At 65.7% G+C, this 23043-nt stretch carries 19 protein-coding genes; 11 read left to right on the forward strand and 8 right to left on the reverse strand.

The window, feature by feature from the left end:
- The first annotated feature begins 638 nt into the window (after nt 1-638).
- On the forward strand, nt 639-971 hold the full coding sequence (locus ASF60_RS10905) for a hypothetical protein (protein WP_156376029.1): 333 nt from the start codon (nt 639-641) through the stop codon (nt 969-971).
- Between the two features lie 125 nt (nt 972-1096).
- Nucleotides 1097-1765, forward strand: coding sequence for a leucyl/phenylalanyl-tRNA--protein transferase (gene aat / locus ASF60_RS10910; protein WP_056184264.1), 669 nt, complete (start codon nt 1097-1099; stop codon nt 1763-1765).
- Nucleotides 1766-1802: 37 nt separating this feature from the next.
- Here the strand turns inward: aat and ASF60_RS10915 are convergent, their stop codons facing one another.
- Together ASF60_RS10915 and ASF60_RS10920 are read right to left on the reverse strand one after the other, a co-directional pair.
- On the reverse strand, nt 1803-2447 hold the full coding sequence (locus ASF60_RS10915; protein ID WP_244476873.1) for a DUF2155 domain-containing protein: 645 nt from the start codon (nt 2445-2447) through the stop codon (nt 1803-1805).
- A 146-nt stretch (nt 2448-2593) separates the two neighbouring features.
- Nucleotides 2594-3010: an NADH:ubiquinone oxidoreductase subunit NDUFA12 gene (locus ASF60_RS10920; RefSeq protein ID WP_056184269.1), complete on the reverse strand. Its 417-nt coding sequence runs from the start codon at nt 3008-3010 to the stop codon at nt 2594-2596.
- Nucleotides 3011-3505: 495 nt separating this feature from the next.
- On the opposite strand from ASF60_RS10920, the gene ASF60_RS10925 reads away from it, so the two are divergent.
- Nucleotides 3506-7237 carry a vitamin B12-dependent ribonucleotide reductase gene (locus ASF60_RS10925; RefSeq protein ID WP_056184271.1) on the forward strand — a complete coding sequence of 1244 codons (3732 nt, stop codon included), beginning with the start codon at nt 3506-3508 and terminating at the stop codon, nt 7235-7237.
- 833 nt (nt 7238-8070) lie between these two features.
- Nucleotides 8071-8265, forward strand: coding sequence for a hypothetical protein (locus ASF60_RS24360; RefSeq protein ID WP_156633990.1), 195 nt, complete (start codon nt 8071-8073; stop codon nt 8263-8265).
- Nucleotides 8266-8584: 319 nt separating this feature from the next.
- Here ASF60_RS24360 and ASF60_RS10930 read toward each other — a convergent pair whose 3' ends face one another.
- Nucleotides 8585-11740 carry an efflux RND transporter permease subunit gene (locus ASF60_RS10930; RefSeq protein WP_056184273.1) on the reverse strand — a complete coding sequence of 1052 codons (3156 nt, stop codon included), beginning with the start codon at nt 11738-11740 and terminating at the stop codon, nt 8585-8587.
- Nucleotides 11741-11888: 148 nt separating this feature from the next.
- Here ASF60_RS10930 and ASF60_RS10935 point away from each other — a divergent pair, with 148 nt between their 5' ends.
- From ASF60_RS10935 to ASF60_RS10950, 4 genes are all read left to right on the forward strand, one after another.
- Complete coding sequence (locus ASF60_RS10935; protein WP_056184369.1) at nt 11889-13100, forward strand: efflux RND transporter periplasmic adaptor subunit; 1212 nt, start codon at nt 11889-11891, stop codon at nt 13098-13100.
- A gap of 54 nt (nt 13101-13154) precedes the next feature.
- On the forward strand, nt 13155-13454 hold the full coding sequence (locus ASF60_RS10940; protein ID WP_056184276.1) for a DUF3862 domain-containing protein: 300 nt from the start codon (nt 13155-13157) through the stop codon (nt 13452-13454).
- Between the two features lie 141 nt (nt 13455-13595).
- Nucleotides 13596-13991, forward strand: coding sequence for a hypothetical protein (locus ASF60_RS10945; protein WP_056184278.1), 396 nt, complete (start codon nt 13596-13598; stop codon nt 13989-13991).
- Between the two features lie 254 nt (nt 13992-14245).
- Nucleotides 14246-15637, forward strand: coding sequence for an SLC13 family permease (locus tag ASF60_RS10950; protein ID WP_082507862.1), 1392 nt, complete (start codon nt 14246-14248; stop codon nt 15635-15637).
- Nucleotides 15638-15670: 33 nt separating this feature from the next.
- Here the strand turns inward: ASF60_RS10950 and ASF60_RS10955 are convergent, their stop codons facing one another.
- From ASF60_RS10955 to ASF60_RS10970, 4 genes are all read right to left on the reverse strand, one after another.
- On the reverse strand, nt 15671-16975 hold the full coding sequence (locus ASF60_RS10955) for a DUF2254 domain-containing protein (RefSeq protein WP_056184282.1): 1305 nt from the start codon (nt 16973-16975) through the stop codon (nt 15671-15673).
- Nucleotides 16972-17967, reverse strand: coding sequence for a mechanosensitive ion channel family protein (locus ASF60_RS10960; RefSeq protein ID WP_056184284.1), 996 nt, complete (start codon nt 17965-17967; stop codon nt 16972-16974). The genes ASF60_RS10955 and ASF60_RS10960 overlap by 4 nt, the downstream gene beginning before the upstream one ends.
- 108 nt (nt 17968-18075) lie before the next feature.
- Nucleotides 18076-18360: a hypothetical protein gene (locus tag ASF60_RS10965; protein WP_056184286.1), complete on the reverse strand. Its 285-nt coding sequence runs from the start codon at nt 18358-18360 to the stop codon at nt 18076-18078.
- 26 nt (nt 18361-18386) lie between these two features.
- Entirely contained in the window at nt 18387-18845 is a 459-nt protein-coding gene (locus ASF60_RS10970; RefSeq protein WP_056184289.1) for a PRC-barrel domain-containing protein, read from the reverse strand.
- Nucleotides 18846-19231: 386 nt separating this feature from the next.
- Here ASF60_RS10970 and ASF60_RS10975 point away from each other — a divergent pair, with 386 nt between their 5' ends.
- The 3 genes from ASF60_RS10975 (at nt 19232) to ASF60_RS10985 (ending at nt 21676) form a co-directional block, all read left to right on the forward strand.
- Nucleotides 19232-19783 carry a fasciclin domain-containing protein gene (locus ASF60_RS10975; protein WP_056184371.1) on the forward strand — a complete coding sequence of 184 codons (552 nt, stop codon included), beginning with the start codon at nt 19232-19234 and terminating at the stop codon, nt 19781-19783.
- A gap of 185 nt (nt 19784-19968) precedes the next feature.
- On the forward strand, nt 19969-20304 hold the full coding sequence (locus ASF60_RS10980) for a hypothetical protein (protein ID WP_056184291.1): 336 nt from the start codon (nt 19969-19971) through the stop codon (nt 20302-20304).
- A 118-nt stretch (nt 20305-20422) separates the two neighbouring features.
- Nucleotides 20423-21676 (forward strand): cation:proton antiporter, encoded by a 1254-nt coding sequence (locus ASF60_RS10985; RefSeq protein ID WP_056184373.1) that lies wholly within the window; start codon nt 20423-20425, stop codon nt 21674-21676.
- Nucleotides 21677-22019: 343 nt separating this feature from the next.
- Here ASF60_RS10985 and ASF60_RS23550 read toward each other — a convergent pair.
- A protein-coding gene (locus ASF60_RS23550; protein ID WP_156633997.1) for an IS630 family transposase occupies nt 22020-22965 on the reverse strand; the annotation gives its coding sequence in 2 pieces (ribosomal slippage) (nt 22020-22626 and nt 22625-22965; 948 coding nt in all).
- Nucleotides 22966-23043: the final 78 nt, after the last annotated feature.

Below are 23043 nucleotides of genomic sequence, written 5' to 3' on the forward strand. Positions count from 1 at the left end.
CTGTGCCGCAAGCCGGAGGTACGACGAAGGGTCCGATCGACAATCCCTCCACACGCGGCATGGCACCGGCGGAGGGCGCCACCGCACCGGTGGGCGAGCGTGGCATGAGTCCTGGAGCTGGTGCAGTGGACTCGGCGAAGGGCGGCAACGCGAACGACACCAACCGGAGCGTTCCGAACACCGGTAGCACGTCAGGCGGCCCAGCCCGCTGAGGCGTTCTTCGCTCCTCATGCCGCGACCGATCCTCTCTTGAAAGCCGGCTCCTCACGGGGCCGGTTTTTTTGATCTTGGTCATCGGATCGGCTGGGATTGCTGAATCTCGTGTGAGATTGCGCACAACTAGGTTGTGCTTGAACGTCCTTCAAGTGACGCGAAAGATATCGTCGTCATCCGCATCACCGCTGCAAAACGCTGCGAACTGAGCGTTTAAGGCTCGTTTTGCTTCGCCTGGGAATGATTTCGGATTCGTCCATTGCGTGGATCTGCGACACATTGCCAGCGAAACATTCACCGGAACGCATTGAGGGTTCACGGCTTCTCACCCCACGTCAGTCTGGCGGAGACGCTGTGAGCCAAGGGTGCTCAGCGGCAATTCTCCACGTCAGCGACTGAGTATTCCTAACGACCGAAAGACGTCCATGCGCACCTTCAGCCTCAGCTTCGTCGCCGCAACGCTTATCGCCACCGCAGCCCTCGCCCAGTCGCCGTCCGGCAACGTCGGCCAGCCCGAGCGTGCGGTTCCGCAGGCCGGCGGCACCACCCGTGGTCCGATCGACAACCCGTCGACGTATGGCGCCTATCGCAACGTCGATGGCCGCGTCGACATGAACGTGACCGGTTCGGTCGTCGAGGCGCCCTACACCTCGAACCGCGAAGCGATCGTCGATGATTCGGCCAAGGGTGGAAATGCTGAGCAGCCGAACCGCACTGTGCCAAACCTTGGGACCACGTCCGGCGGTCCGAGCAACTGAGACACGCGAACGTTCCTCGTCCAGGTCGGGGCGGAGCCGCAAGGCTTCGCCCTTTGTCCTTATTTGAATCCCTGTCGGACGCACCGCCCCTGGCCTTCCGCGCAGCTCCGTTTCAAAATCATCGCATGTACGATAGCGACCGTGTTGAGATCACGCCCGAGATCCTGCTGAAGGCCTATGCGGCCGGGATCTTCCCGATGGCGGAGGATGCGGACGACCCGGCCATCTACTGGGTCGAGCCGCGCGCGCGGGGGGTTCTGCCCCTCGACGGATTCCATGTCGCGAAGCGGCTTGCCCGGACGGTGCGTTCCGACGTGTTCGAGGTTCGGACCGACCAGGATTTCGATGCGGTGATCGCCGGCTGTGCCGCTCCACGCGGCGATGCCGAGCGAACCTGGATCAATGGTCGAATTCGTGAACTTTATGGCGCTTTGTTCGACTCCGGGCATGCTCACACCGTCGAGGTCTTCCTCGAAGGTCAGCGGGTCGGCGGCCTCTACGGCGTGTCCCTCGGGGCCGCGTTCTTCGGGGAGAGCATGTTTCACACGGTGCGCGATGCCTCGAAGGTTGCGCTTGTCCATCTCGTGGCGCGCCTGCGGGCAGGCGGTTACCGCCTCGCCGACACCCAGTTCGTCACCGATCACCTGACGCAGTTCGGCGCCGAAGAGCTGCCACGCCATATCTACAAGCGGCGACTCGCCGAGGCGATTCTCCAGCCAGCGGATTGGGACGTCTGGCCAGGGGACGGCTCCGTCGGTGGACGGCAGGCCCTGGCCGCGCTCGGAGAGGGCTGAGTGCGCTGCGTTCCGCGGATGTCTTAGCGGAGATGTCTTAGCGGAACAGGGCGTCGAACAGCGATTGCGGCTGTTGCGGCGGCGGCGGAGCGGCCGCCGGACCCTCGTTCGACGGGAAGAACTTCCGTGATGGCTTCTGCTTGGGCTGCACCGGCACACCGCGCGGCGCTTCCACATCCACCTGCCCGTTCGGGTTGACCTGCTGGGCGGTGCGCGTCGCGTCCTGCCCGCCCTTCGGACGCCGGGTCTTCTCCGGCTTGGAAGCCATCGCCGGCACGTCTTCCTGCTCGCGCGCCTCGGCGATCACATCAGCACCGCCCTTACAATCGACGAGCCAGACATCGTAGATCGGATGTTCGATCGCATGGAGCCCCGGGCTCGAGGCGAACATCCAGCCCGTGAAGATGCGACGGTACTTGTTATCGAGCGTCACCTCGTCGACCTCGAGGAATCCCGTGGTCTTCGGACTCTCGGTCGGTGGCCGGCTGTAGCAGACGCGCGGCGTCAATTGCAGGGCGCCGAACTGCACCGTCTCGTCGACAGCCACCTCGAAGGAGACGATACGCCCGGTGATCTTGTCGAGGCCGGAAAACACCGCAGTCGGGTTCTTGATCTTGTCGGCGGAAGCCGGAACGGCGAGCAGGCCCGTCGCGATCGACGCGAGGATAAGGCGCTTGACCACGGGGCGGTACGATCCTGCTGTGCTGCGGCTCACGGGCGCCCCCTCTCGGCTGCGCTCTCATCGGAGCGGCGGTGCGAGGGCGAGGTTAGGCCTGAGAAGATTGGTGGAAAAAGGGCCGCGGCGTCCCGAATGCCGGGCGTTCGGGATCAGTTGCCCGGGCTCCATGGAACGTAATCGCCGGTCGCCGCCGGTCGCTGGCCGACATTGAGCTGCGAACCGCGGGGCCGATAGGCACCGCTCGTGCCCGTGAGATTTTCAACGTGAGGCTTCTGCCACTCGCGTGGCGTGTAAGTCTCCTCGCTCGGGGGCACATCGCCATTGTGGCAGAGCCAGCTGCGCCAGCCGGGAGGGACCTTCGAGGCGTCGGCGTAGCCGTTATAGACGACCCAGCGCCGTTCGGTTCCCACGGAGCGATCGATGAGCGCTCCCTGTGCGCGATAATAGACGTTGCCGTGATCGTCGGAGCCGACCCGTTGCCCGCGCCGGGCCGTGTACAGCGCGAGCGACATGGTCTGCCCGTTCCACCAGGTGAAAATCCGCAGGAGCGTGTCCTTGAGAGCCATTGCGTTCGCCTGATTGGGGCGTGGAAACCCCGCCATCGAGTGTCGGCGGGACTATGGTGAGGTGACCCCCGTAAGTCCAGTCGCGGTGGCCCTCTCCGAGACCGGGTCGGTGGCTGCGAATGCGGCGGAAATCCCACACCCCGGGCGTTAACCATCCCTTCGACGAAGGTGGCGATCCGACAGCCTGTGGGTGGAAAACTTTTCGCAGGCGAATCTCTCAGGCCGAAAGGGCACTTACGAAGGCCTCCGGGATATCCACAGGATTCAGGTCCATCCTACTACATCTAGCCGGGAACACACAGTCGGCACACTAGTTATTGACGTGAGCCCCCTCGGCGGGATACCTTCGGAACATCGCCGAGGCTGTCGCGTCACCGGCGGATCACCGAATTTTCGTTGCTGAGTTCAGCGCTTCGCGAGCGGTCGCGGACGCTTGCCATCTTCCTTCTTGGACACGGTGCCGCGCTCCGATGCGTGGCTCGGGAGACAGGTTACATGCGGTTCGAGCGGCGCCACACCACGGCCGGGCAATCCCCCTACGCGACGATTCCCTTTCGCAAGACGCTGAGCGAGATCCGCAATCCGGACGGCTCAACGGTCTTCCGCTTGGACGGCATCGAGGTGCCGGAGAGCTGGTCCCAGGTGGCGAGTGACGTCCTGGCGCAAAAGTACTTCCGCAAGGCCGGTGTGCCGGCGGCGCTCAGGAAGGTCGAGGAAAACGACGTGCCGTCGTTCCTGTGGCGTTCCGAGGCCGATCTGAACGCCCTTGCCGAACTGCCGGAAGCCGAGCGCTACGTTTCCGAGATTTCGTCCACGCAGGTGTTTGATCGTCTCGCCGGGTGCTGGACCTACTGGGGTTGGAAGGGGGGCTACTTCAGTTCCGAGGAGGATGCGTCGGCATTCCTCGACGAACTGCGCTTCATGCTCGCGCGCCAGATGGTGGCGCCGAATTCCCCGCAATGGTTCAACACCGGCCTGCACTGGGCCTACGGCATCGATGGGCCGGCGCAGGGCCATTATTATGTCGATTACCGCACGGGCGAGTTGACGAAGTCGGCTTCCTCCTACGAGCATCCGCAGCCGCATGCCTGCTTCATCCAGGGCGTGCAGGACGACCTCGTCAACGAGGGGGGCATCATGGACCTGTGGGTCCGCGAGGCGCGCCTGTTCAAGTATGGCTCCGGTACCGGCTCGAACTTCTCGATGCTGCGCGGCGAGAACGAGAAGCTCGGCGGTGGCGGCAAGTCCTCTGGGTTGATGTCCTTCCTCAAGATCGGCGACCGGGCGGCCGGTGCCATCAAGTCGGGCGGGACGACGCGTCGCGCTGCCAAGATGGTCATCGTCGACATCGACCATCCGGATATCGAGCAGTACATCGACTGGAAGGTGAAGGAGGAGCAGAAGGTTGCGGCCCTCGTCACGGGCTCCAAAATCGTCTCCAAGCACCTCACTGCGGTGATGAAGGCCTGCACCCAGTGTGAGGCCGAGGGCGACGCCTGCTTCGACCTGGAGCGTAACCCTGTCCTGAAAAAGGCCGTGAAGGCCGCCCGCAAGGACATGGTGCCGGATTCCTACACCAAGCGGGTGATCCAGTTCGCCCGCCAGGGTTTCACCAAGATCGACTTCCCCGTCTACGACACCGACTGGGATTCCGAAGCCTACCTCACAGTGGCCGGGCAAAATTCGAACAACTCGGTCTCGCTAACCGACGACTTTCTGCGCGCCGTCGAGAACGACTCGCCGTGGGAACTGAAGGCCCGCACTACCGGTAAGACTACGAAGACGCTGCCGGCGCGTGAGTTGTGGGAAAAAATCGGCGAGGCCGCCTGGGCGTCGGCTGATCCGGGCCTGCACTTCAACACGACGATGAACGATTGGCACACCTGCCCGGCGGGCGGGCGGATCCGGGCTTCGAACCCATGCTCCGAGTACATGTTCCTCGACGACACCGCCTGTAACCTTGCCAGCGCCAACCTGCTGACGATGTATGACCGAGCCGCGAACCACTTCGACGTCGCCGCCTTCGAGCATCTGAACCGCCTTTGGACGGTGGTGCTGGAAATCTCGGTGATGATGGCGCAGTTCCCCTCCAAGGAGATCGCCGAACTCTCGTTCCGCTACCGGACGCTGGGCCTCGGCTACGCCAATATCGGTGGCCTGCTGATGAGCATGGGCCTGCCCTACGACTCGGATAAAGGTCGTGCCCTGGCCGGCGCCCTCACGGCCATCATGACTGGTGTCGCCTACGCGACGTCAGCGGAGATGGCCGGTGAACTCGGGTCGTTCCCGGCTTACGAGGAGAACGCGGACGCCATGCTCAAGGTGATCCGCAACCACCGCCGCGCGGCGCATGGCGAGGCGGAGGGCTACGAGTTCCTGTCGATCGCCCCCGTACCCCTCGACCTCGCCAACGTCCCCCAGGCCGACATCGCCGAGCGGGCGAAGCATGCCTGGGACCGCGCCCTGGCGCTGGGCGAAGAGCACGGCTACCGCAACGCGCAGGCGACCGTGATCGCGCCGACCGGCACGATCGGCCTCGTGATGGATTGCGACACCACCGGCATCGAGCCCGACTTCGCCCTGGTGAAGTTCAAAAAGCTCGCGGGCGGCGGCTATTTCAAGATCATCAACCGTGCGGTGCCCGACGCCCTGCGCACGCTCGGCTACCGCGAATCGGAGATCGCCGAGATCGAGGCCTACGCCGTCGGTCACGGGTCGATGGGCCAAGCCCCTGCGATCAATCCGGGCTCGCTCCGCGCCAAGGGCTTCACCGATGACAAGCTCGCCGCCGTCGAGGCTGGCCTGAAGCAGGCCTTCGACATCAAGTTCGTGTTCAATCGCTGGACGCTGGGCGATGATTTCCTCACGGACGTGCTGAAGGTTCCGGCCGAGAAGCTGGCCGACCCGACTTTCGAAATTCTGCCCTTCCTCGGCTATTCGAAGAAAGACATCGAGGCAGCCAACACCCACATCTGCGGCGCGATGACCCTTGAGGGAGCCCCCTTCCTCAAGACCGAGCACTACGCGGTGTTCGATTGCGCCAATCCGTGCGGCCGCATCGGCAAGCGTTATCTCTCGGTCGAGAGCCACATCCGCATGATGGCGGCGGCGCAGCCCTTCATCTCGGGGGCCATCTCCAAGACCATCAACATGCCCAACGACGCCACCGTCGAGGATTGCAAGAACGCCTACAAGCTGTCCTGGACCCTGGCCCTCAAGGCCAACGCCCTCTACCGGGACGGCTCGAAGCTGTCGCAGCCTCTGAATTCGGCCCTGATCGCCGACGAGGAGGACGATGCCGACGAGATGATCGAGGCTCTGGCCGCAGCGCCGGCCGCCGCCAAGGCCGCGCAGGTCGCGGAGAAGATTGTCGAGCGGGTGATTGAGCGCGTCGAACGTATCCGGTCGCGGGAGAAGATGCCCCATCGGCGCAAGGGCTACACCCAGAAGGCGGTCGTGGGCGGGCACAAGGTCTACCTCCGCACCGGTGAGTACGATGACGGTCGCCTCGGTGAAATCTTCATCGACATGCACAAGGAGGGGGCCACCTTCCGCAGCCTGATGAACAACTTCGCCATCGCGATCTCGCTGGGCCTTCAATACGGCGTTCCCCTGGAGGAATATGTCGAGGCCTTCACCTTCACCCGCTTCGAACCCGCGGGCTTCGTGCAGGGCAACGACGCGATCAAGAACGCGACCTCGCTTCTCGACTACGTGTTCCGCGAGTTGGCCGTGTCCTATCTCGGCCGCGCCGACCTCGCCCACGTCAACCCATCCGAGATCGGCGGCACAGTGATCGGCGGCGGCGAGACCGACACCACCCGCGATCCTGCCCGGACCGAAACCACAGCAGCCAGCGTGGTGTCCCGCGGCCTCCTGCGCGGGTCAGCCGACCGTCTCACCTTAATCCAAGGTGGACCGGCCGGCGGAACGGTTGGCGTCGGTGCGGCCTCCACCGGCCAGACGTCGCCGGCTGGTGGCGTAGTCCACGCTTTGCGCGGCGCGACGGCGCTGAAAGCCGAGCCGGTTGCGGCCGGACGCGCCGAAGCGCTGGTCGACGCCCTCCCCTTCGCCAAGCCGGAGCGATCGGTCTCTGACCGCCGTGCCGAAGCAAAGATGAAGGGCTATGTCGGCGAAGCGTGCCCCGAATGCGCAAACTTCACCCTGGTCCGCAACGGCACCTGCCTGAAGTGCGACACCTGCGGCGGAACAACTGGGTGCAGCTGAGCTGGATGCGGGCGGAGTAGCTGTGATCCAAATTTGTGTTTGGTCGTTTCAGCCGATTGGGAAGTTCCTTCAGCACCTAAAGAATGCTCTGGAAGCGCCATTTCCAGGTTTCATGCAAAGGCTACTACTCAAAATGCGAGATCTCTGGGTTCGAAGTTGGGTGGCCGCACGAAGAAGGCATTTCTCTTGTTTGGAACGGAAGGCGAGGGTCGCCTCAATTGAGCTTCGACTTCAGAGATCTGGGGCTTTGTAGATTTTGATAGCTTGGTCGGCCCACTTGGGGCCGGCCAAAAATACTAGGAAGAACAAACCAAGAAAGTTTGGCCTGGAGGAGCATTGCTTTACCCTGATGATTGCATGGAACCTGGCGTGGAACTGCAGACTGTGGGTAAAGTTATCTCTTGCTACCAGAAGTTGAAGTTTGAGCTGCCCAAAAATTTTCAAACGATACGTAATCTGACGGACTAAAGACTCGAGCAGCTGTCGGGCTCGATCATGGCCAAGGTCGCAGTCAACTAACAGCTGCACGCTCAAGCCGCGCTGAACTTCACCGGCTGGCGTGGAATCGCGCGATCGGGGCTTCCGCTACACGGCATCATCTTGCTGATGGGTCTGCCGGATACCCGCGAAACATCTTTGGCGCGGGAATTTGCCAACAAGGTCGCGCGATTTTTCAGGGCGACAGGCATGAGGTTGCTTGAAGTGGACCCTCATATTCTGGGTAACTCAGCTATGGGAACAACCTAGATGGCGGTCTCCGAGCTGTTCGCACCGATGAAGGGGAAGCCGCATCAGCCGGTCCGATCGTCGTTTTTCTCGACGCGATCGAGACGTTGGCAACGGACCGCAGCAAGCTCAGTTTGGATGCAAACCCGATCGACATCCATCGCGCGACGGATACCGGTCTGACCCAGCTCGACGACCTCGCGGAGAAGCATCCGGTCATACTCTTCGAGGCGAAAGCAACTTTCCCGACGCAGTCGATGCCGCATTTGCACGCAGGAGATCGCGCAGCAATTGGCACGTAGCATCGGGAGCGACGCCGACAATCCTAGCCCCCTTTGCCTCGATCTTATCCCGTCGGGCGGCCCTGCATTGGCGTGACTGCCCTCGGACGACGTCCGCGCTCGCGGGACACCCCGGCTGTTCGCTGTACCGAAGGGCCGGTTCCAGGGAAGCGCCCACGTCTGTCCGGATGCCGGGCATGGGTTGCGATCGAAACGTCCGCCTGGGGTCAAAAGCAGCATGGCTGCTGGCAAAGCGCTACGGCGCTCAAGCAGACGGCTCAGAGGGGGTCCTTTCCGGAGAGACCCGTTTGTACGCCAGGATCTCCTTCGAGGCAGGCGATCACTCTGCCGGCTGAGGCATTCTTGTGTCATCTGTCTGCTCCCGCGAGGTGGGGGATTTGCCAAGCAAGCGCTCGAAGGCGACGTAGAAGGTCGGCGTTACGAACAAGGTCATGAAGGTCGCCACCAGGAGGCCGCCGATCACGACGGTGCCCATGGAGATGCGGGCGTTGGCGCCCGCGCCGCTGGCGATGGCGAGGGGCACGGACCCCATGATGAAGGCGAAGGATGTCATCAGGATCGGGCGCATACGCAGACGAGCGGCGTCCTGCGCAGCCGTCAGGACGTCCTCGCCCTGCTTGCGCCGGTCCTCGGCGAAGGCCACCAACAGGATGGAGTTCTTGGCGGCCAGCCCCACGAGCAGCAGGAGGCCGACCTGCCCGAAGATGTCGAGGGCGAGCCCGCGGATCGCCAGGAAACCCACCGCGCCGAAAATGGCGATTGGCGTCCCGAGCAGAATGACGAACGGCAGGCGCAGGGACTCGTACTGTCCGGCCAGCAGCAGGAAGATCATCAGCGTACCGAGGCCGAAGATCAGCGGTGCGTAGCCGCCGGCGATCTTCTCCTGATAGGCGACGTCGGTCCATTCCACTGCATAGGTCGTTGGCAGCTTGGCATCCGCGAGCGCCTCGATCGCCGCGATGGCGGTGCCCGAACTGGCACCCTGCGCCGTGTCCACGGCGATCTCGATGGTCGGGTAGGTGTTGTAGGATAGGACCGCCGTCGGGCCTGTGACGAAGGATGTCTGGATCAGCGAGCCAACCCGCACGGGCTCGCCGCGGCTGTTGAGCACGGTCAGTGCCTCGACGTCCTGGATCGTCCGCCGGCCCGATGCCTCGCTCTGGACGTAGACCTGGTAGACGTAGCCGAAGCGGTTGAAGAGGTTGACGAAGCTCGAACCCACATAGGTGCCCAACGTATCGAACAGGTTTTGCAGCGGCACGCCGAGTTGCTCGGCCTTGGCCCGGTCGATCTCAAGCCGCATCTGCGGCACGCCGTAGGTGGTGGTGGGGATGGCGCGGCCCACGGAGGGCAGCGTCTCCATCTCGGCGATGAAGCGGTTGGCGGCCTGCGCCAGCTTCAAGCCGCCGGTGCCGCTGCGGTCCTGCAATTCCAGAGTCAGGCCGCTGCGTGATCCGAGGCCCGGCAGGGGCGATGGATTCACCACACGGACCTGCCCATCGGGATCGTGCTTGAAGCGCTTCTGGACCGTCGCGATGACGTCGCTCACGCTCTGCTCGCGTTCGCCCCAGGGTTTGAGGGTCGGGATCTGGAATCCGTAGAACGGCGCGATGGCGTCGGCCAGGATGCTGCGCCCGGTCACCCCGATGGTGTGCTCCACGCTCGGAATCGCGCGCAATGTCTCGCCCAGGCGATCGACCATGGCGTTGGTGCGCGTCACCGAGGCGCCCTTCGGCAGGACCACGTCGGCGAAGAAGTAGCCCTGATCCTCGTCCGGCACGAAGCCGGAGGGACGCTGCATCGTCATCCACACCGTCACGGCGGCGAAAAGCAGGAAGGCGAGGCCCACCAGCGCAACGTGGCCGGTGAGCCAGCCGATGGCCGCCACGAGCCGGCGGCTGGCACGCTCGAGCATGGCGTTAAACCAGCGCAGGGGGGCGCGCCAACGGCTCTCGTCCTTCACCTCCGCATCGCGGTGCTTGAGGATCAGCCCGCACAGAGCCGGGGTCAGGGTGAGGGAAACCACCGCCGAGATCAGCACGGAAATGGCGATGGTGAGGGCGAACTGATTGTAGAGCTTACCGGTGAGGCCGGGAATGAAGGCCACCGGGACGAACAGGGCGGCCAGCACCAGGGTGGTGGCGATGACGGGTCCGGCCACCTCCGTCACGGCCTCGCGCGACGCTTCGCGCGGCGCCATCCCCTCGTCCATCAGGCGCTCGGTATTCTCGACCACGATGATGGCGTCGTCCACCACGAGGCCTACGGCCAGCACCATGCCGAGGAGGCTCAAGGTGTTGAACGAGAAGCCGAGCAGCGCCATCGGCCCGAAGGTGCCAACCAGCGCCACCGGGACCGCGATCGCTGGGATCAGGGTGGCGCGCCAGTTCTGCAGGAACAGGTAAGTCACGATCACCACGAGGGCCAGCGCCTCGAAGAGGGTCCGCACGACTTCGAAGATCGCCTCCTTGACGAATTCGGTGCGGTCGAGGGCGATCCGGTACTTGAGGCCGGGCGGGAAGCGCTTCGCGAGGTCGGTCATGGTGGCCCGCGCGCCGTCCATCACCTGCACGGCGTTCGCGTCCGGGTTCTGATAAAGACCGAGGGTCGCCGAGGGCGCCCCGTCGAAGCTCGACCGGACGCCGTACTGCTCCGAGCCGAGCTCGACGCGGGCGACGTCGCAGATGCGCACCACGGATCCGTCCGGGTTGGCGCGCAGGAGGATGTTGCCGAACTCCTCGGGCTGGCGCAGGCGCCCCTGCGTCACCAGTTGCAGTTCGAAGGCGGTCGCCTGGTCCACCGGCGGTTTGCCGAGAGTGCCCGTGGTGATCTGGGCGTTCTGCTGGCTGATGGCGTCCGTGACGGCACTGGGGCTGATGCCGAGCGCCTCCATCTTCAGCGGATCGAGCCAGACCCGCATGGCGTAGCGCTTGTTCGAGAAGTTGACGATGCGGCCCATGCCCTGCACCCGGCGCAGGGGCTTGATCACCTGTGTCTCGGCCCAGTTGGCGAGGAACAACTCGTCGTAGGGGGCGCCTTCTTCCGCATAGAGGACGATGTTGCCCAGCCGCTGGCGGGAGCTCTTCGTGATCTCCAGCCCTTGCGCGCTCACCGAGGGCGGGAGCTTCGCCTCTGCCCGATTGGCGCGGGTCAGCACCTCGGCGGCGGCGGCGTCGAGGTCCGAGCCGACCTCGAAGGTCGCGTCCATGCTGACGCTGCCGTCGGTGTTGCTGGTGGAGCTGATGTAGAGGAGATTCTGCGCACCGTTGATCTCCTGCTCGAGGGGGATCGCGATGGCCTCGTAGGCCTGCTGCGCACTGGCGCCCGGGTAGGTCGCCTGGATGTTGATGATCGGCGGGGCGATCTCGGGAAACTGCGCGATGGGCAGGGTCAGGCCCGCGACGGCTCCAATCAGCGTGATCATCACGGAGATGACGCCGGCGAGCACCGGCCGGTCGACGAAGCGAGCGAACATGCGAGATCGTGACTTTCGGTCTTGCGGCGCGATGGGCTCGAAGGCCGCGATCGTCGACCCTGCGGTGCAACGTCCGGTCTTCAAGCGTGTTCCTCTGGCGCTGGGCGGACACGGAGGTCCGGCCCTTCGACCTCAGGAGCGTCATCGGGTGCGGGCAGCTGTCAGGGTTGGGATCGGGGTAGGGCTGGCCGGGCTGGCGGGCGCGGGCGGATGGTATGCGGCCGGACGGCCCTCGCCGAACCAGATGATGGCCGCACTGCCGCTCACCGCCAACAAGCGCGCAGCCGAGCCGGACGAGCCGCCCCTGGCAGTCCGGTTTGTCATCGCCCGGACGGCGCAGGTTCCGATCGCCTTCACCTATACGGGCACCATCATCTCGCAGCAGGACGCCACCCTCCAAGCGCGGGTGACCGGCAACGTGACGGAGCGGCCCTTCGAGCCCGGTGGCCACGTCAAGAAGGGGCAGGTGCTCTTCCGCATCGATCCGCGCCCGTTCGAAGTGGCGCTCCAGACGGCCAAGGCACAGCAGGCGCAGGCGCAAGCGCAGCTCACCTTCGCGCAAGCGGAGGTCGACCGCACCGAATCCCTGGCCGATAAAGGCTACGCCACCGAGCAGCGCTTCCAGCAGTTGCAATCGAACCGGACCTCGGCCGTCGCCCAGGTGCAGGGGGCGGAAGCCGCCATCGCCCGGCAGAACCTGAACCTCGATTACGCCATCGTGAACGCACCCTTCGACGGTCGGGCCAGCCTCTCGACCATTAATCCCGGCGACCTCGTCATCGAGAACCAGACGCAACTGGTCTCGGTGGTTCAGCTCGATCCCATCGACATCCAGATGGCGCTGTCGGCGGAGGATTCGGAGGCGATCCGGGCGGCGATGACGGAGGGGAGCGTCACGGTCGCGGTCCTGGATGCCCAGGGCAAGCCCGTGCGCGAGGCCAAGATCTACCAGCTCGACAACCGCTTCGATCCCCGGACTGCCCGGCGCCTCGTCAGGGCCCTGATGCCGAATGCCGACGAGCGCTTCCTGCCGGGCCAGTTCGTCCGCGCCAGCATCCGGACCGGCACGAAGGACAGGCTGCTGGTCCCGACCGCATCCCTCGACGCCCAGCTCGCCCAGCAGATCGTCTACGTGGTCGATGCCGAGGGCAAGATTCAGCAGAAGCCTGTCACAACCGGCGACACCTTCGGCGAGAACACCGCGATCCTTGACGGCCTCTCGGACGGCGACCGCGTCGTGGTCGATCACCTCCAGGAGATGCGACAGGGCCTCGCGGTCGTGGGGCGCCCGGCGGGGGATGGAGAGCCGGACCGGAAACCGGGGGATGCAGGCGCACCGGCTCGGAAGGAGCCCGGCTGAGCGCGGCATCACGGTCTTCGCCCCAATCCCGCCACCCCACCCGCCGGTCCCTCCATGTCGAATCTTCAATATACGGCCGCCCTGGCCGTTCTCCTTGCCTTCGGAATCGTACCGGCAACCGCGTCCGAGTGCCGCGCGACCCGCGCGGCCTACGGCGCCCTGAAGCACGGCATGCCCTACCACCGGGTCGTCGAGATCCTGGGCTGTCCCGGCCGGACGGTGACCCGGATGAGCATCGGCGAGACCCGGCGCACGACCTATGCCTGGCAAGGGACCGGCCGTTACGGTGCAAACCTCACCCTGTCGTTCCGCAACGGCCAACTGACGGGCAAGTCGCAGCTGGGACTGAACTGATGACCCCGAGTACAGCGTCGTAGGAGGATCATCGCGATGGACCCGGTCAACGCGCCCTGGTGAGCCCCCGGATGGCCATGCCGAATAGGAACCCGATGGTATCGGAAGGCTTGTCCGAGACAACGTCAACAGTCTGAGGATATGTCGATGCGCTCCTTCGCTCTCGCCGCTGTCGCCACCCTGGCCTTGGCTGCGCCGGCCCTCGCGGCCCCTTGCAACACGGGAGCCACGCGCTCCAAGGACCCGACGCCGGACCATGTGAACCCGAAGAGTTCGGACGTCGACAAGTCCAGCAAGAACCTGGCCGGCGGTCCGCAGCCCGCTTCGCCGGGCACGGTCGGTGCCATGAACAACGTCGGCACCAACCAGATGGTCGGTGAGAAGTCGGGCTCCGAGGCGAAGAACGACCAGGGCAACGGCGTCGGTACGTCGAGCAAGAACCTCGCCGGCGGCCAGCAGCCCGCTTCGCCGGGCACGGTCGGGGCCATGAATAACGCCGGCGCGAACCAGGGCCTTGGCAAGGACGACAACTGCTGAGGCACGCCGTCTGAGCGAAACCACCCCACTGGGCCCGCCGAGCACTGCCGAGGCGGGCCCTTCCCATGTTTGCCCCACGTCATCGAAGACCTTGGCGGCCAAGGACCCGACCCGCCAATGATATTGCATGGCCTTTTGGCATTCCCAGGTCTTAGGGGGCGCCTCGACACTTGGCATGCCGCGTCCGGGGATACGTGTCTCCCTGACCGAACGGCGGCCGCACCGTCGCTTGTCCCGGCGCAGGTCTGTCAACCATGCAGATGACGAGCGCTCGGACGCTTTCGGCCACCGGACTTCTTGTGGCCCTGGCCTTCGCCGTAACCCTGCCGGAGGACCTGGATTGGCCGGCGCGGGCGGCCATGCTGGCCTTCGGGGGCGCCGCCATCTTGTGGGTCCTGACCGGGCTCAGCGCGGCCTATGTCGCCGTCGCCGCGGCCGTGTCCCTGGTTGCGGTCCGGGCCGTCGAGCAGCGCGCGCTGATCGAGGGCCTCGGCTCCAAGGTCGTCTGGCTCGTCATCGGCACCTTCGTGCTCGGCGCGGCGGTTGAGAAGAGCGGGCTCGCGGGCCGGCTCACCGCCCTGATCGCCGGGCGTGGGACCAGCGTCGGCGGGCTGATGTGGCGCCTGACCCTCGGCATCGTTCCGCTCGCCTTCCTGATTCCCTCTACCTCGGGGCGGGCCACGGTGCTCCTGCCGCTGCATCGCAGCCTCACCGAGGCCGACGACGACCCGCGCCTCGCCAAGGCCATCGGACTGCTGATCCCGGCGCTCATTGTGCTCTCGACGATCTGCAGCCTTACCGGGGCCGGCTCCCACCTCGTCACCGTCGACCTGCTGGAGCGGCTTTCCGACCAGAGCATCGGCTTTGGGCAATGGATGCTCTGGGGACTGCCCTTCGGCGTTACCGCCTGCCTGATCACGACCTTCCTGATCGGCCACCTCTTCCTCGACGCGAAGACCCGGGCCCGGCAGGTCGCGGAGATCGAGGCGTCGTCAGGCCCCTTGTCCGCCAAGGAGTGGCGGGCCGGGGCCGTGGTGCTCGCCATGCTGGGTCTGTGGCTGACGGAGGGCTATCATCCCTTCGGCATCGCCACCGTGGCGGTCGTCGGCGCGGTGATCCTGACGATGCCTGTCGTCGGCGTCCTCGACTGGGAGGACGGTGTGAAGGCCGTGAACTGGTCGCTCGTCCTGTTCATCGCGGCCTCCCTCGTGCTCGGCCGCGCCCTGATCTCGACGGGCGCCGCGAAATGGCTGATCGGCTCCGCGCTTTCCGCAAGCGGTCTCGGGCCCGACAGCCCGACGCTTCCGATCCTGCTCGGATTGACGGCGCTCGGCCTGACGGCGCACCTCTACATGGTGTCCCACACCGCGCGGGTGGTGGCCCTGCTGCCGCCCCTGCTACTCCTCGCAGACAGGCTCGGCCTCAACCCGGTCGCGGTCGCCTTCCTGGCAAATGCGGGCATGGATTACTGCCTCACCCTGCCGGTCTCCTCGAAAGCGCTGCTGATCTTCCAAGGTGAGGAGCGGCCGGCCTGGACCTCGACGGATCTGCTCAAGCTGGGGGCGCTGCTGGCCCCGGCCTACGCGGCGCTGATCATCGTCGCCTACTACGCCTTCTGGGCGCAGACTGGCTTGGCGCTCAGGTAATCGGCTACCCATTGCCCGACGCTGGGCATGTTCCTAAACGGGCGCTTTCGAGAACGGGGTCGCGACGGCGTGGAATTGGCGGTGTCGCGCTTCGAGGTCGGCGAGGTCGTTGGGATCCGCGACGTCGCGCCGGGCGGCAGCGACCACGAGGTCGGCGTGACGGGCGAGTTCGGCGGTCCGGTCCTTGGGGCGCTCCACCTCGGCGACGCGGGTGAGCACGTCGAGCAGCCGGGCGAGGACATGCACCGATCCGGCAGCGTTCTGGCGGATCATGTGGAACATGGCATCGCACAGGCCGTCGTAATCGGTCACGGGCAGGACGAGCACTACCCGGCCGTCCCGGACGACGGCACCGGTGGGTAGATGGCGTGATGCCACCCGGCACAGGGCATCGCCGAGATGGTCGACGACGCTGCCGGCCGTGTAGGGGTCGTTGATACCGGGCGAAAGCGCCCGGACCGCGATCTCGACCAGTTGCCGGATCGAGTATTCGAGGTCCTGCAGGGCGGCCGGGCGGCGCCCGAAGGTCAGGGCTCGCCCGAGCGCCACCTCCGCATTCGCGATACCGGCGGAGAGAAACGCGACGGGTAACCCGCTTGGCACGTAATCCCCGGGCCGCACCCTTACGGCGACGGTCGCACCGTGCTCCTGCGCCCAGTCGGCCAAAACATCCTCGTCCACGGCCTGGAGGTAGCCGCTGGCGTCGATGGAGACTCCGCCGCTGATGGGCAGCCGGTCCGGGAGCGTCATGCCGGCCGCTTCACAGGTCCGGGCTTCGACGGCGGCGCAGAGGTCGCGATGGACCGCATCGACCACCGTCTCGACATTGATGCTGGCGGCGATGTGGTGGACGAACCAGACCAATGTCGCGAGGGAGAGGAGCGCCAGGAGCATGGCCCCCGTGATCGCGAGGTGCGGGACGAAGGGGCTCTCCTGCACCGTTCGCACGGTGCGCAGGACCATGAGTGCATAGGCGAAGGTGCCGAGGAAAATACCCAGGACGATCTGGTTGCGGGCGTCGCGGGTGAAGTTGCGCAGCAGCCTCGGGCCCATCTGCCCGGAGGCCAGCGTCAGGGCCGCGATGGTGATGGAGAAAGTGGTGCCGGCGACCCCGATGGTCGAGGACGCGACCGCGCTCAAGAGCGCCCGGGCCCCCTCGGCGCCTCCGGAATAGCCCCAGTTCTTGTTCGGCGAGGAGGCGTCGTATCCGGCGACATGGGCGGTCTCCAGCCAGATCCCGAGCTGGGCGAGGCCGATGCAGCCAAGGACGATCAGAGCGGGCCGAAGCCAGAACTGGTCGCCCAAAGATTCGATCCAGGCGCGCAGGCGTGCCCTCATGCCGGTTCATCCTTTGCTTCCGAACCCCAGCATTCGGAGTTCTTACGTCGGACGTTGTCACGATCCGCGCGTAGCACCTGCCACCGCGCCCGCGGCGGGCTTTTGCCGGCGGGCCAGCCCTCGCGCTGGCGCGTGCGGTCCCCATCCGACGCCTCGGTCTGGTCGTGCAGGAGAACCTGGCTCGTGGGGTAAGGCAGGTCGATGCCGGCTGCGGTGAGCGCGTCCTTGACGTTGGAGATGGCGTGGTCGAGGGCGTCCATCGCGTCGCGCCGCCGAGGCGGGTCGATCCAGAAGCGCGCCGTCATGTCGACGCCGGCGGCCCCGAGACCGGTGACCAGCGCCTCCGGGGCTGGGTCGGCCAGGACCCCTTCGGTCCCGCGAAGGGCCTCGACGATGACGCGCCGCGCCTCCTTCATGTCGTCCCCGTTGCCGATGGTGAGCGGGAAGGCGAGCCGACGCTTGTCGTGTGCGGTGATGACGGTGATCTTGTCAACGAACAGCGTGGCGTTCGGGATCAGCACGCGTTGGTTGTCGTAGGTGCGCAGCACCGTCGCCCGCACCCAAACGTCCTCGACCGTGCCCTCGTGCGATCCGACCCGGATCTGATCGCCGATGACGAAAGGGCGGGTCAGCAGGATGAGGATGCCGGCCAGCAGGTTCTGCAGCACGTCGCGGAAGGCGAAGCCGATGGCGACGCCGCCGATGCCGAGGAGGTTGAACAGGTCGGCGGCCGAGACGGAGGGGAAGGCGACCGAGGCCGCCACCAGGAACGAGACCAGGATGGTCATGCCGCCGGCGATGCGCCCGAGCACCGAGGCGGACCCGGGCGAGGCCTCCCGTAACGTGGCGGCGCGGCGAACGGCGGCACGGACCCCGCGCGCGACCAGCAGGCCGAGGCCGAACAGCACGAGTGCGACGGCGAGCCCCGGCAGCAGGGCGGCGGCCGAGCGCCCCAGCCCTTCGAGGCGCCCGAGCGCTTCCGAGAAAATCATGAGAACCCTTGGGTCATGGGAAAGCCGCCGGTGGCGGGCGTGCCATCCGGCGGCGTTTTAAAGGGCTATTGGCGCCGTCACGGACCGCGCGGACCCATCACGCTGATGTCAGCGACGCGGGCCACCGGACGTTCCGCCGTACTGCTGTCCGCCGAACTGGCTGCGCGAGGGCATGCTCGCGTTGCCGCGGCTGGCCGAGCCCTGCCGCATGCGATGCTGGCGCATCATGCGGTGACGACGCATCTGACGCCGCGTCATGCGGACCTGTACGAGTTCGCCGCCATCCGAGGCCGTGACGCCGGAGGCGTTCATGGGCAGGGCGGCCGAGGGCAGGCTGAAGGCGCAGAGGCCGAGGCCAGCCAGGAGCGCCGAGGCGAGAATGGTGTGCTTCATGGTTAGGTCTCCTCTTTCTGCGGGGATCACATCTTCTTCTTGGAATACTCGAACTTCGGCGCGTTCTTCAGGGTTTCCTTGTCGGTGTCGGCATGGACCATCCACTTGCCGTCCTTGTTGTTGATAGCCAGCGAAGACGGGTCGAGCACGACGTAGCTCTCGCCGAGCCCAAGGAAGCCGCCGACGCTGACGACGACGCCGGTGAGGGTCTTGCCGTTCTCGATGACAAGGTCCTCGACCTCGCCAACGGTCTCATTCTTGTTGTTGTAGACGGTGGTTCCGACGAGCTTAGAGGACATCACGTCGGCGGGCTTCACGGTCATGAACTTCAGCTTCACCGTGGCGGTGTCGGCCATCTTCATGCCCGTATCGGACGTCGCCGGCATCGCGGTGCCGGGTGCGGGCGCGGCCGGTGTGGTCTGGGCAAGCACGGGCAGCGACAGGCAGGTGAGCGCAAGGGCGGCGGCGAGGGTGCGATAGGACAAGGAGATCTCCGGGAATGGGGCCTGAACGGACTGGAATACCAGCGAAGCCTGGAGGGTAATTGACCGACGCTCGGTCGACCGGTTCGCAGGTCCAACGCGCCCCTTCAGGAAACGTTCATGTCAATCGATCGGCTTCATTCCAAGTATTGGCCGGGCAAGCCGGCATCGTGTATGGCCCATGGGATGGGCTGCCTCGATATCAAGAGGTAACTTAGATGCGTAATCTCAATTGATAGTCTTTCAGCTATGGGAATGACCGAGTGTCATGTCTCTGTTTTTATGAAATTATTGTGATCAGAACGCTGAAACCGTTCGGCAATTCGGTGCGTAAGGATGGCATGAGCCTCGATTTGCGAAGCTTCATCTCACCTAAAGGGTTCCCCATGATGCGCTCGCCCCTGAACGCCGCCGTTCTCGCCATCGGCCTGACCGTGGCCGCTCCCGCCTTCGCCGAAACGTCCCCCATGGTCGGTGGCGCGCCCATGATGGCCGACAAGACCATCGTTGAGAACGCGTCCAAGGCCAGCAACCTCACGACCCTCGTCGCCGCCGTGAAGGCCGCGGGCCTCGCCGACACCCTGAGCGGCAAGGGTCCGTTCACGGTCTTCGCCCCGACCAACGACGCCTTCAAGAAGCTGCCCGCCGGTACGGTCGACTCGCTCCTGAAGCCCGAGATGAAGAAGACCCTGACGGGCGTGCTCACCTACCACGTCGTCCCGGGCAAGCTCGACGCCAAGGAGCTGATGGCCAAGGCGAAGATGGGCGGCGCCGACGCCAACCTGAAGACGGTCGAGGGTCAGGTCCTGACGGTGAAGATGGACGGCAACCGGCTCGCGCTGATCGACCAGAAGGGCGGCGGCGCCTTCGTCGAGCAGGCCGACGTGAACCAGTCGAACGGCGTGGTGCACGTGATCGACAGCGTGCTGATGCCGAAGTAACCCGCCAAACCGGTTGGCCCTCTCCCCACGCTGGGGGTGGGGCCAACTCGCGTCTCCCTGTGGTCGGCGTGGGTCGAGTCATTCCGGCCCACGCCACCATGCGTGTCCGGAAGGGGAACAAGGACGGCGTGCGGCGCTTCGACTCTACGGCACCGACGCCCAGGCGTCCGACAGGAACCCCGCCGATGCAGATCTGCAGCTTCTCCCGCCCCGCATGGGGCTGCGCCACCGCGCGTATCGCCGGCTCTCTTCTCATCGTTGCCGGCCTCGTCCTGGCCGGGCCGGCGGTCGCGCAGTCCGCAGCGAGCTCCATCGACCAGCCCACCTCCGGAACGATGCCGTCGGGAACGTCGACCACGAAAGGGTCGGATGCGGTGCGCCATCAGGGCACCGGTGGGGTCGCGCCGCCGAGCGCGATCCAATCCTCGACGGACGTCATGCATTCCGAAGGCTCGGTTCAGGGCAAGGACCAGGGCGGCAGGACGAACCCGATCCAGCACCTTCCGAAGGACATGCGCTGAGGCGCACGCGGCGTACACCCGGCCGCGGAGGACATGACCGAACGGGCGGATCCGCATCGACTGCCCTCGTCCATCGAAACATCCCGGCAGGTCGTTGCTGCGCAAACGGTGAATGCCCGTGATCTCCATCTTCGACCTCGCCGCGATGCTGCTGACCCTCTCGGCCCTGTTCGGCTGGCTGAACCGGCGGTTCCTGCGGATGCCGCACACCATCGGCCTCCTCGTCATGGGACTTGCCGCCTCGCTGGCCCTCGTCGGCCTCGACCTCGCCTTCCCATCTCAGCACCTCTACGAGGATCTCACGAAGGTGCTGCGCCAGGTCGACTTCACCGACGTGGTGATGAACGGCATGCTGGCCTTCCTGCTGTTCGCCGGGGCGATGAGCCTCGACCTGCGCACGCTCCGCGACCGCGCCTGGGCCGTGGCCACCCTAGCCCTCCTCGGAACCCTGATTTCCACCGCCATCGTCGGCGGTGGGTTCTGGCTTGCGGCCGGCCTCATCGGCCGGCCCATCCCGCTCGCGTGGGCGCTCGTCTTCGGCGCGCTCATCAGCCCGACCGATCCGGTGGCGGTCCTGGCGACCCTGAAGAACGTCAAGGTCCCCGAGGCGCTGGAAGTCGAGATGCAGGGCGAGGCCCTGTTCAACGACGGCGTCGGCATCGTGCTGTTCACGGTCCTCGTCGCCTTCGCAGCGGGCTCGGGCGGCGAGGCGACGAGTGCCACCGGCATCTCCTGGCTCCTGCTGCAGGAGGCGGGCGGCGGCCTCCTCCTCGGGGTCGTCACGGGCTACGTCGCCTACCGGGCGATGCGGACCATCGACGACTTCCCCGTCGAGGTGCTGATCACCCTGGCGCTCGTGGCCGGGACCTACGCCCTTGCGCAGAAGATCCATGCCAGCGGTCCCCTCGCGGTGGTCGCCGCAGGATTACTGGTCGGCGACCGGGCCTCGCGCGACGCGATGAGCGAGCGGACCCAAGGATACGTTTCCGCCCTCTGGACCCTCATCGACGAGGTGCTGAATTCGGTGCTGTTCCTGTTGATCGGACTGGAGGTGCTGGTTCTGCGTTTCGAGGCGAACGGTCTTCTGCTCGCCGCCTGCGCGGTGCCCATCGTCCTCCTCGCCCGGCTGGTGGCCGTGTCGATGCCCCTCCTCGTCTTCCGCTGGGGTGGTACCCTTTCTCCCCGCAACGTTCCGTTCCTGACCTGGGCGGGGGTGCGCGGCGGCATCTCCGTGGCGCTGGCGCTGTCGATTCTAGAAAGCGATGCCAAGCCCGCAATCCTGGCGGCGACCTACGCGGTGGTGCTGTTCACCATCATCGTCCAGGGCTCCACGCTCGGGATGGTGGCGCGAAGGACGTTGCGAGACGTGTAAAGCTCCAGGCCGGTGGGCACCAAGGTTGATCCCGGACCTTCACCCCACGCCCCCTGACTGAACCGCACCGGGTTTCCCGGAGGCCCCAACTCTTGCGAGGATGGAGCCATGACGAAGCGAACCCCCCCTTTATGGATGGCCCGCCCCACACTGGGCTTCACTGCTAGAGCGGTTTCCACCTACTCCGGATCGTAACCGGCGGCAGCGAAGTAGTTTGCGCACTCGGTTGGGGTGAAGGCGTCGAGCAGATTGCCGACGACAGNGAGGGGCCTGAGACGGACACGCCCGTCACGCCGGCCATGCTGAGCGGCGGCGACCTGTCCAGTTCTAGAGCGGTTTCCACCTACTCCGGATCGTAACCGGCGGCAGCGAAGTAGTTTGCGCACTCGGTTGGGGTGAAGGCGTCGAGCAGATTGCCGACGACAGTCCAGAGCCGATCGACCGTGCGCTCGGCCGCTTTGCGCAGCAGCGCCTTGAGCTTGGCGAAGGCCATCTCGATCGGATTGAAGTCGGGCGAGTACGGCGGCAGGAAGCGAAGCCGTGCGCCGCTGGCCTCGACGGCGGCCTGGATTGCTGCGCCCTTGTGGGCGGGGAGGTTGTCGAGGATGACGGTGTCGCCGGGCCTGAGGGTTGGGGCGAGCACCTGCTCGACATAGGCCAGGAACCAGTCTCGCGTCATCGGCCCGTCGAGCACCATGGGCGCGCTCATCCCCGACATGCGCAAGCCCGCAACGAACGTCGTCGTCAGCCAGTGGCCATGCGGGATGCCCGAGCGTAGGCGCTGACCGCGAGCACAGCGACCGCGCAGGCGCGCCATACGGGTGGAAAGGCCGGTCTCATCGATGAAGATCAGGCGCTCGGGATCGAGGTCAGGCTGCGCGGCAAACCACGCCTCACGGGATGCGGCCACGTCGGGGCGATCCTGTTCGGTCGCATGCGCCGACTTTTTTCCATGTCACCGCCCGGCGGGCGAAGAAACGCCACAGCGTACCCAATCCGACCGAGACGCTGCGCTCGGTACGCAGGCGCTCCTGCATCTCGGCAAGCGTGATGTCGTCTTTCTCATCGATGAGGGCGAAGAGGAAGGCTTCGTGCTCGTCGAGCTTGGAGCCAGGTGGACGGCCCTGACGCTGAGCCCGCGTCTCCCCTGTCCTCGTGGCGTGCGCAGCCCAGCGGATCACCGTGGCGATACCGACCCGATAGCGCAGGGCCGCGGCCCGGCGGGACAGACCTGCGCCCACTGCGTCCAGGACGCGAATGCGCAGATCGTGACTGTAGGCACGGGCCATGGCGATCTCCCTGACGAACCTTCAGGGATCAACGCTCACCTCGCCGCAACGACTCAGGGATCGTGGAAAACGCTCTAG

Source organism: Methylobacterium sp. Leaf113 (assembly GCF_001423325.1).
GTDB lineage: Bacteria > Pseudomonadota > Alphaproteobacteria > Rhizobiales > Beijerinckiaceae > Methylobacterium.

Bases quoted from the DNA above. Each gene is read 5' to 3' on its own strand.
- ASF60_RS10905 (WP_156376029.1), top strand. From the start codon at position 639: ATGCGCACCTTCAGCCTCAGCTTCGTCGCCGCAACGCTTATCGCCACC.
- aat (WP_056184264.1), top strand. From the start codon at position 1,097: ATGTACGATAGCGACCGTGTTGAGATCACGCCCGAGATCCTGCTGAAG.
- ASF60_RS10920 (WP_056184269.1), bottom strand. From the start codon at position 3,010: ATGGCTCTCAAGGACACGCTCCTGCGGATTTTCACCTGGTGGAACGGG.
- ASF60_RS10925 (WP_056184271.1), top strand. From the start codon at position 3,506: ATGCGGTTCGAGCGGCGCCACACCACGGCCGGGCAATCCCCCTACGCG.
- ASF60_RS10930 (WP_056184273.1), bottom strand. From the start codon at position 11,740: ATGTTCGCTCGCTTCGTCGACCGGCCGGTGCTCGCCGGCGTCATCTCC.
- ASF60_RS10940 (WP_056184276.1), top strand. From the start codon at position 13,155: ATGTCGAATCTTCAATATACGGCCGCCCTGGCCGTTCTCCTTGCCTTC.
- ASF60_RS10945 (WP_056184278.1), top strand. From the start codon at position 13,596: ATGTCGATGCGCTCCTTCGCTCTCGCCGCTGTCGCCACCCTGGCCTTG.
- ASF60_RS10950 (WP_082507862.1), top strand. From the start codon at position 14,246: ATGCAGATGACGAGCGCTCGGACGCTTTCGGCCACCGGACTTCTTGTG.
- ASF60_RS10955 (WP_056184282.1), bottom strand. From the start codon at position 16,975: ATGAGGGCACGCCTGCGCGCCTGGATCGAATCTTTGGGCGACCAGTTC.
- ASF60_RS10960 (WP_056184284.1), bottom strand. From the start codon at position 17,967: ATGATTTTCTCGGAAGCGCTCGGGCGCCTCGAAGGGCTGGGGCGCTCG.
- ASF60_RS10965 (WP_056184286.1), bottom strand. From the start codon at position 18,360: ATGAAGCACACCATTCTCGCCTCGGCGCTCCTGGCTGGCCTCGGCCTC.
- ASF60_RS10975 (WP_056184371.1), top strand. From the start codon at position 19,232: ATGCGCTCGCCCCTGAACGCCGCCGTTCTCGCCATCGGCCTGACCGTG.
- ASF60_RS10980 (WP_056184291.1), top strand. From the start codon at position 19,969: ATGCAGATCTGCAGCTTCTCCCGCCCCGCATGGGGCTGCGCCACCGCG.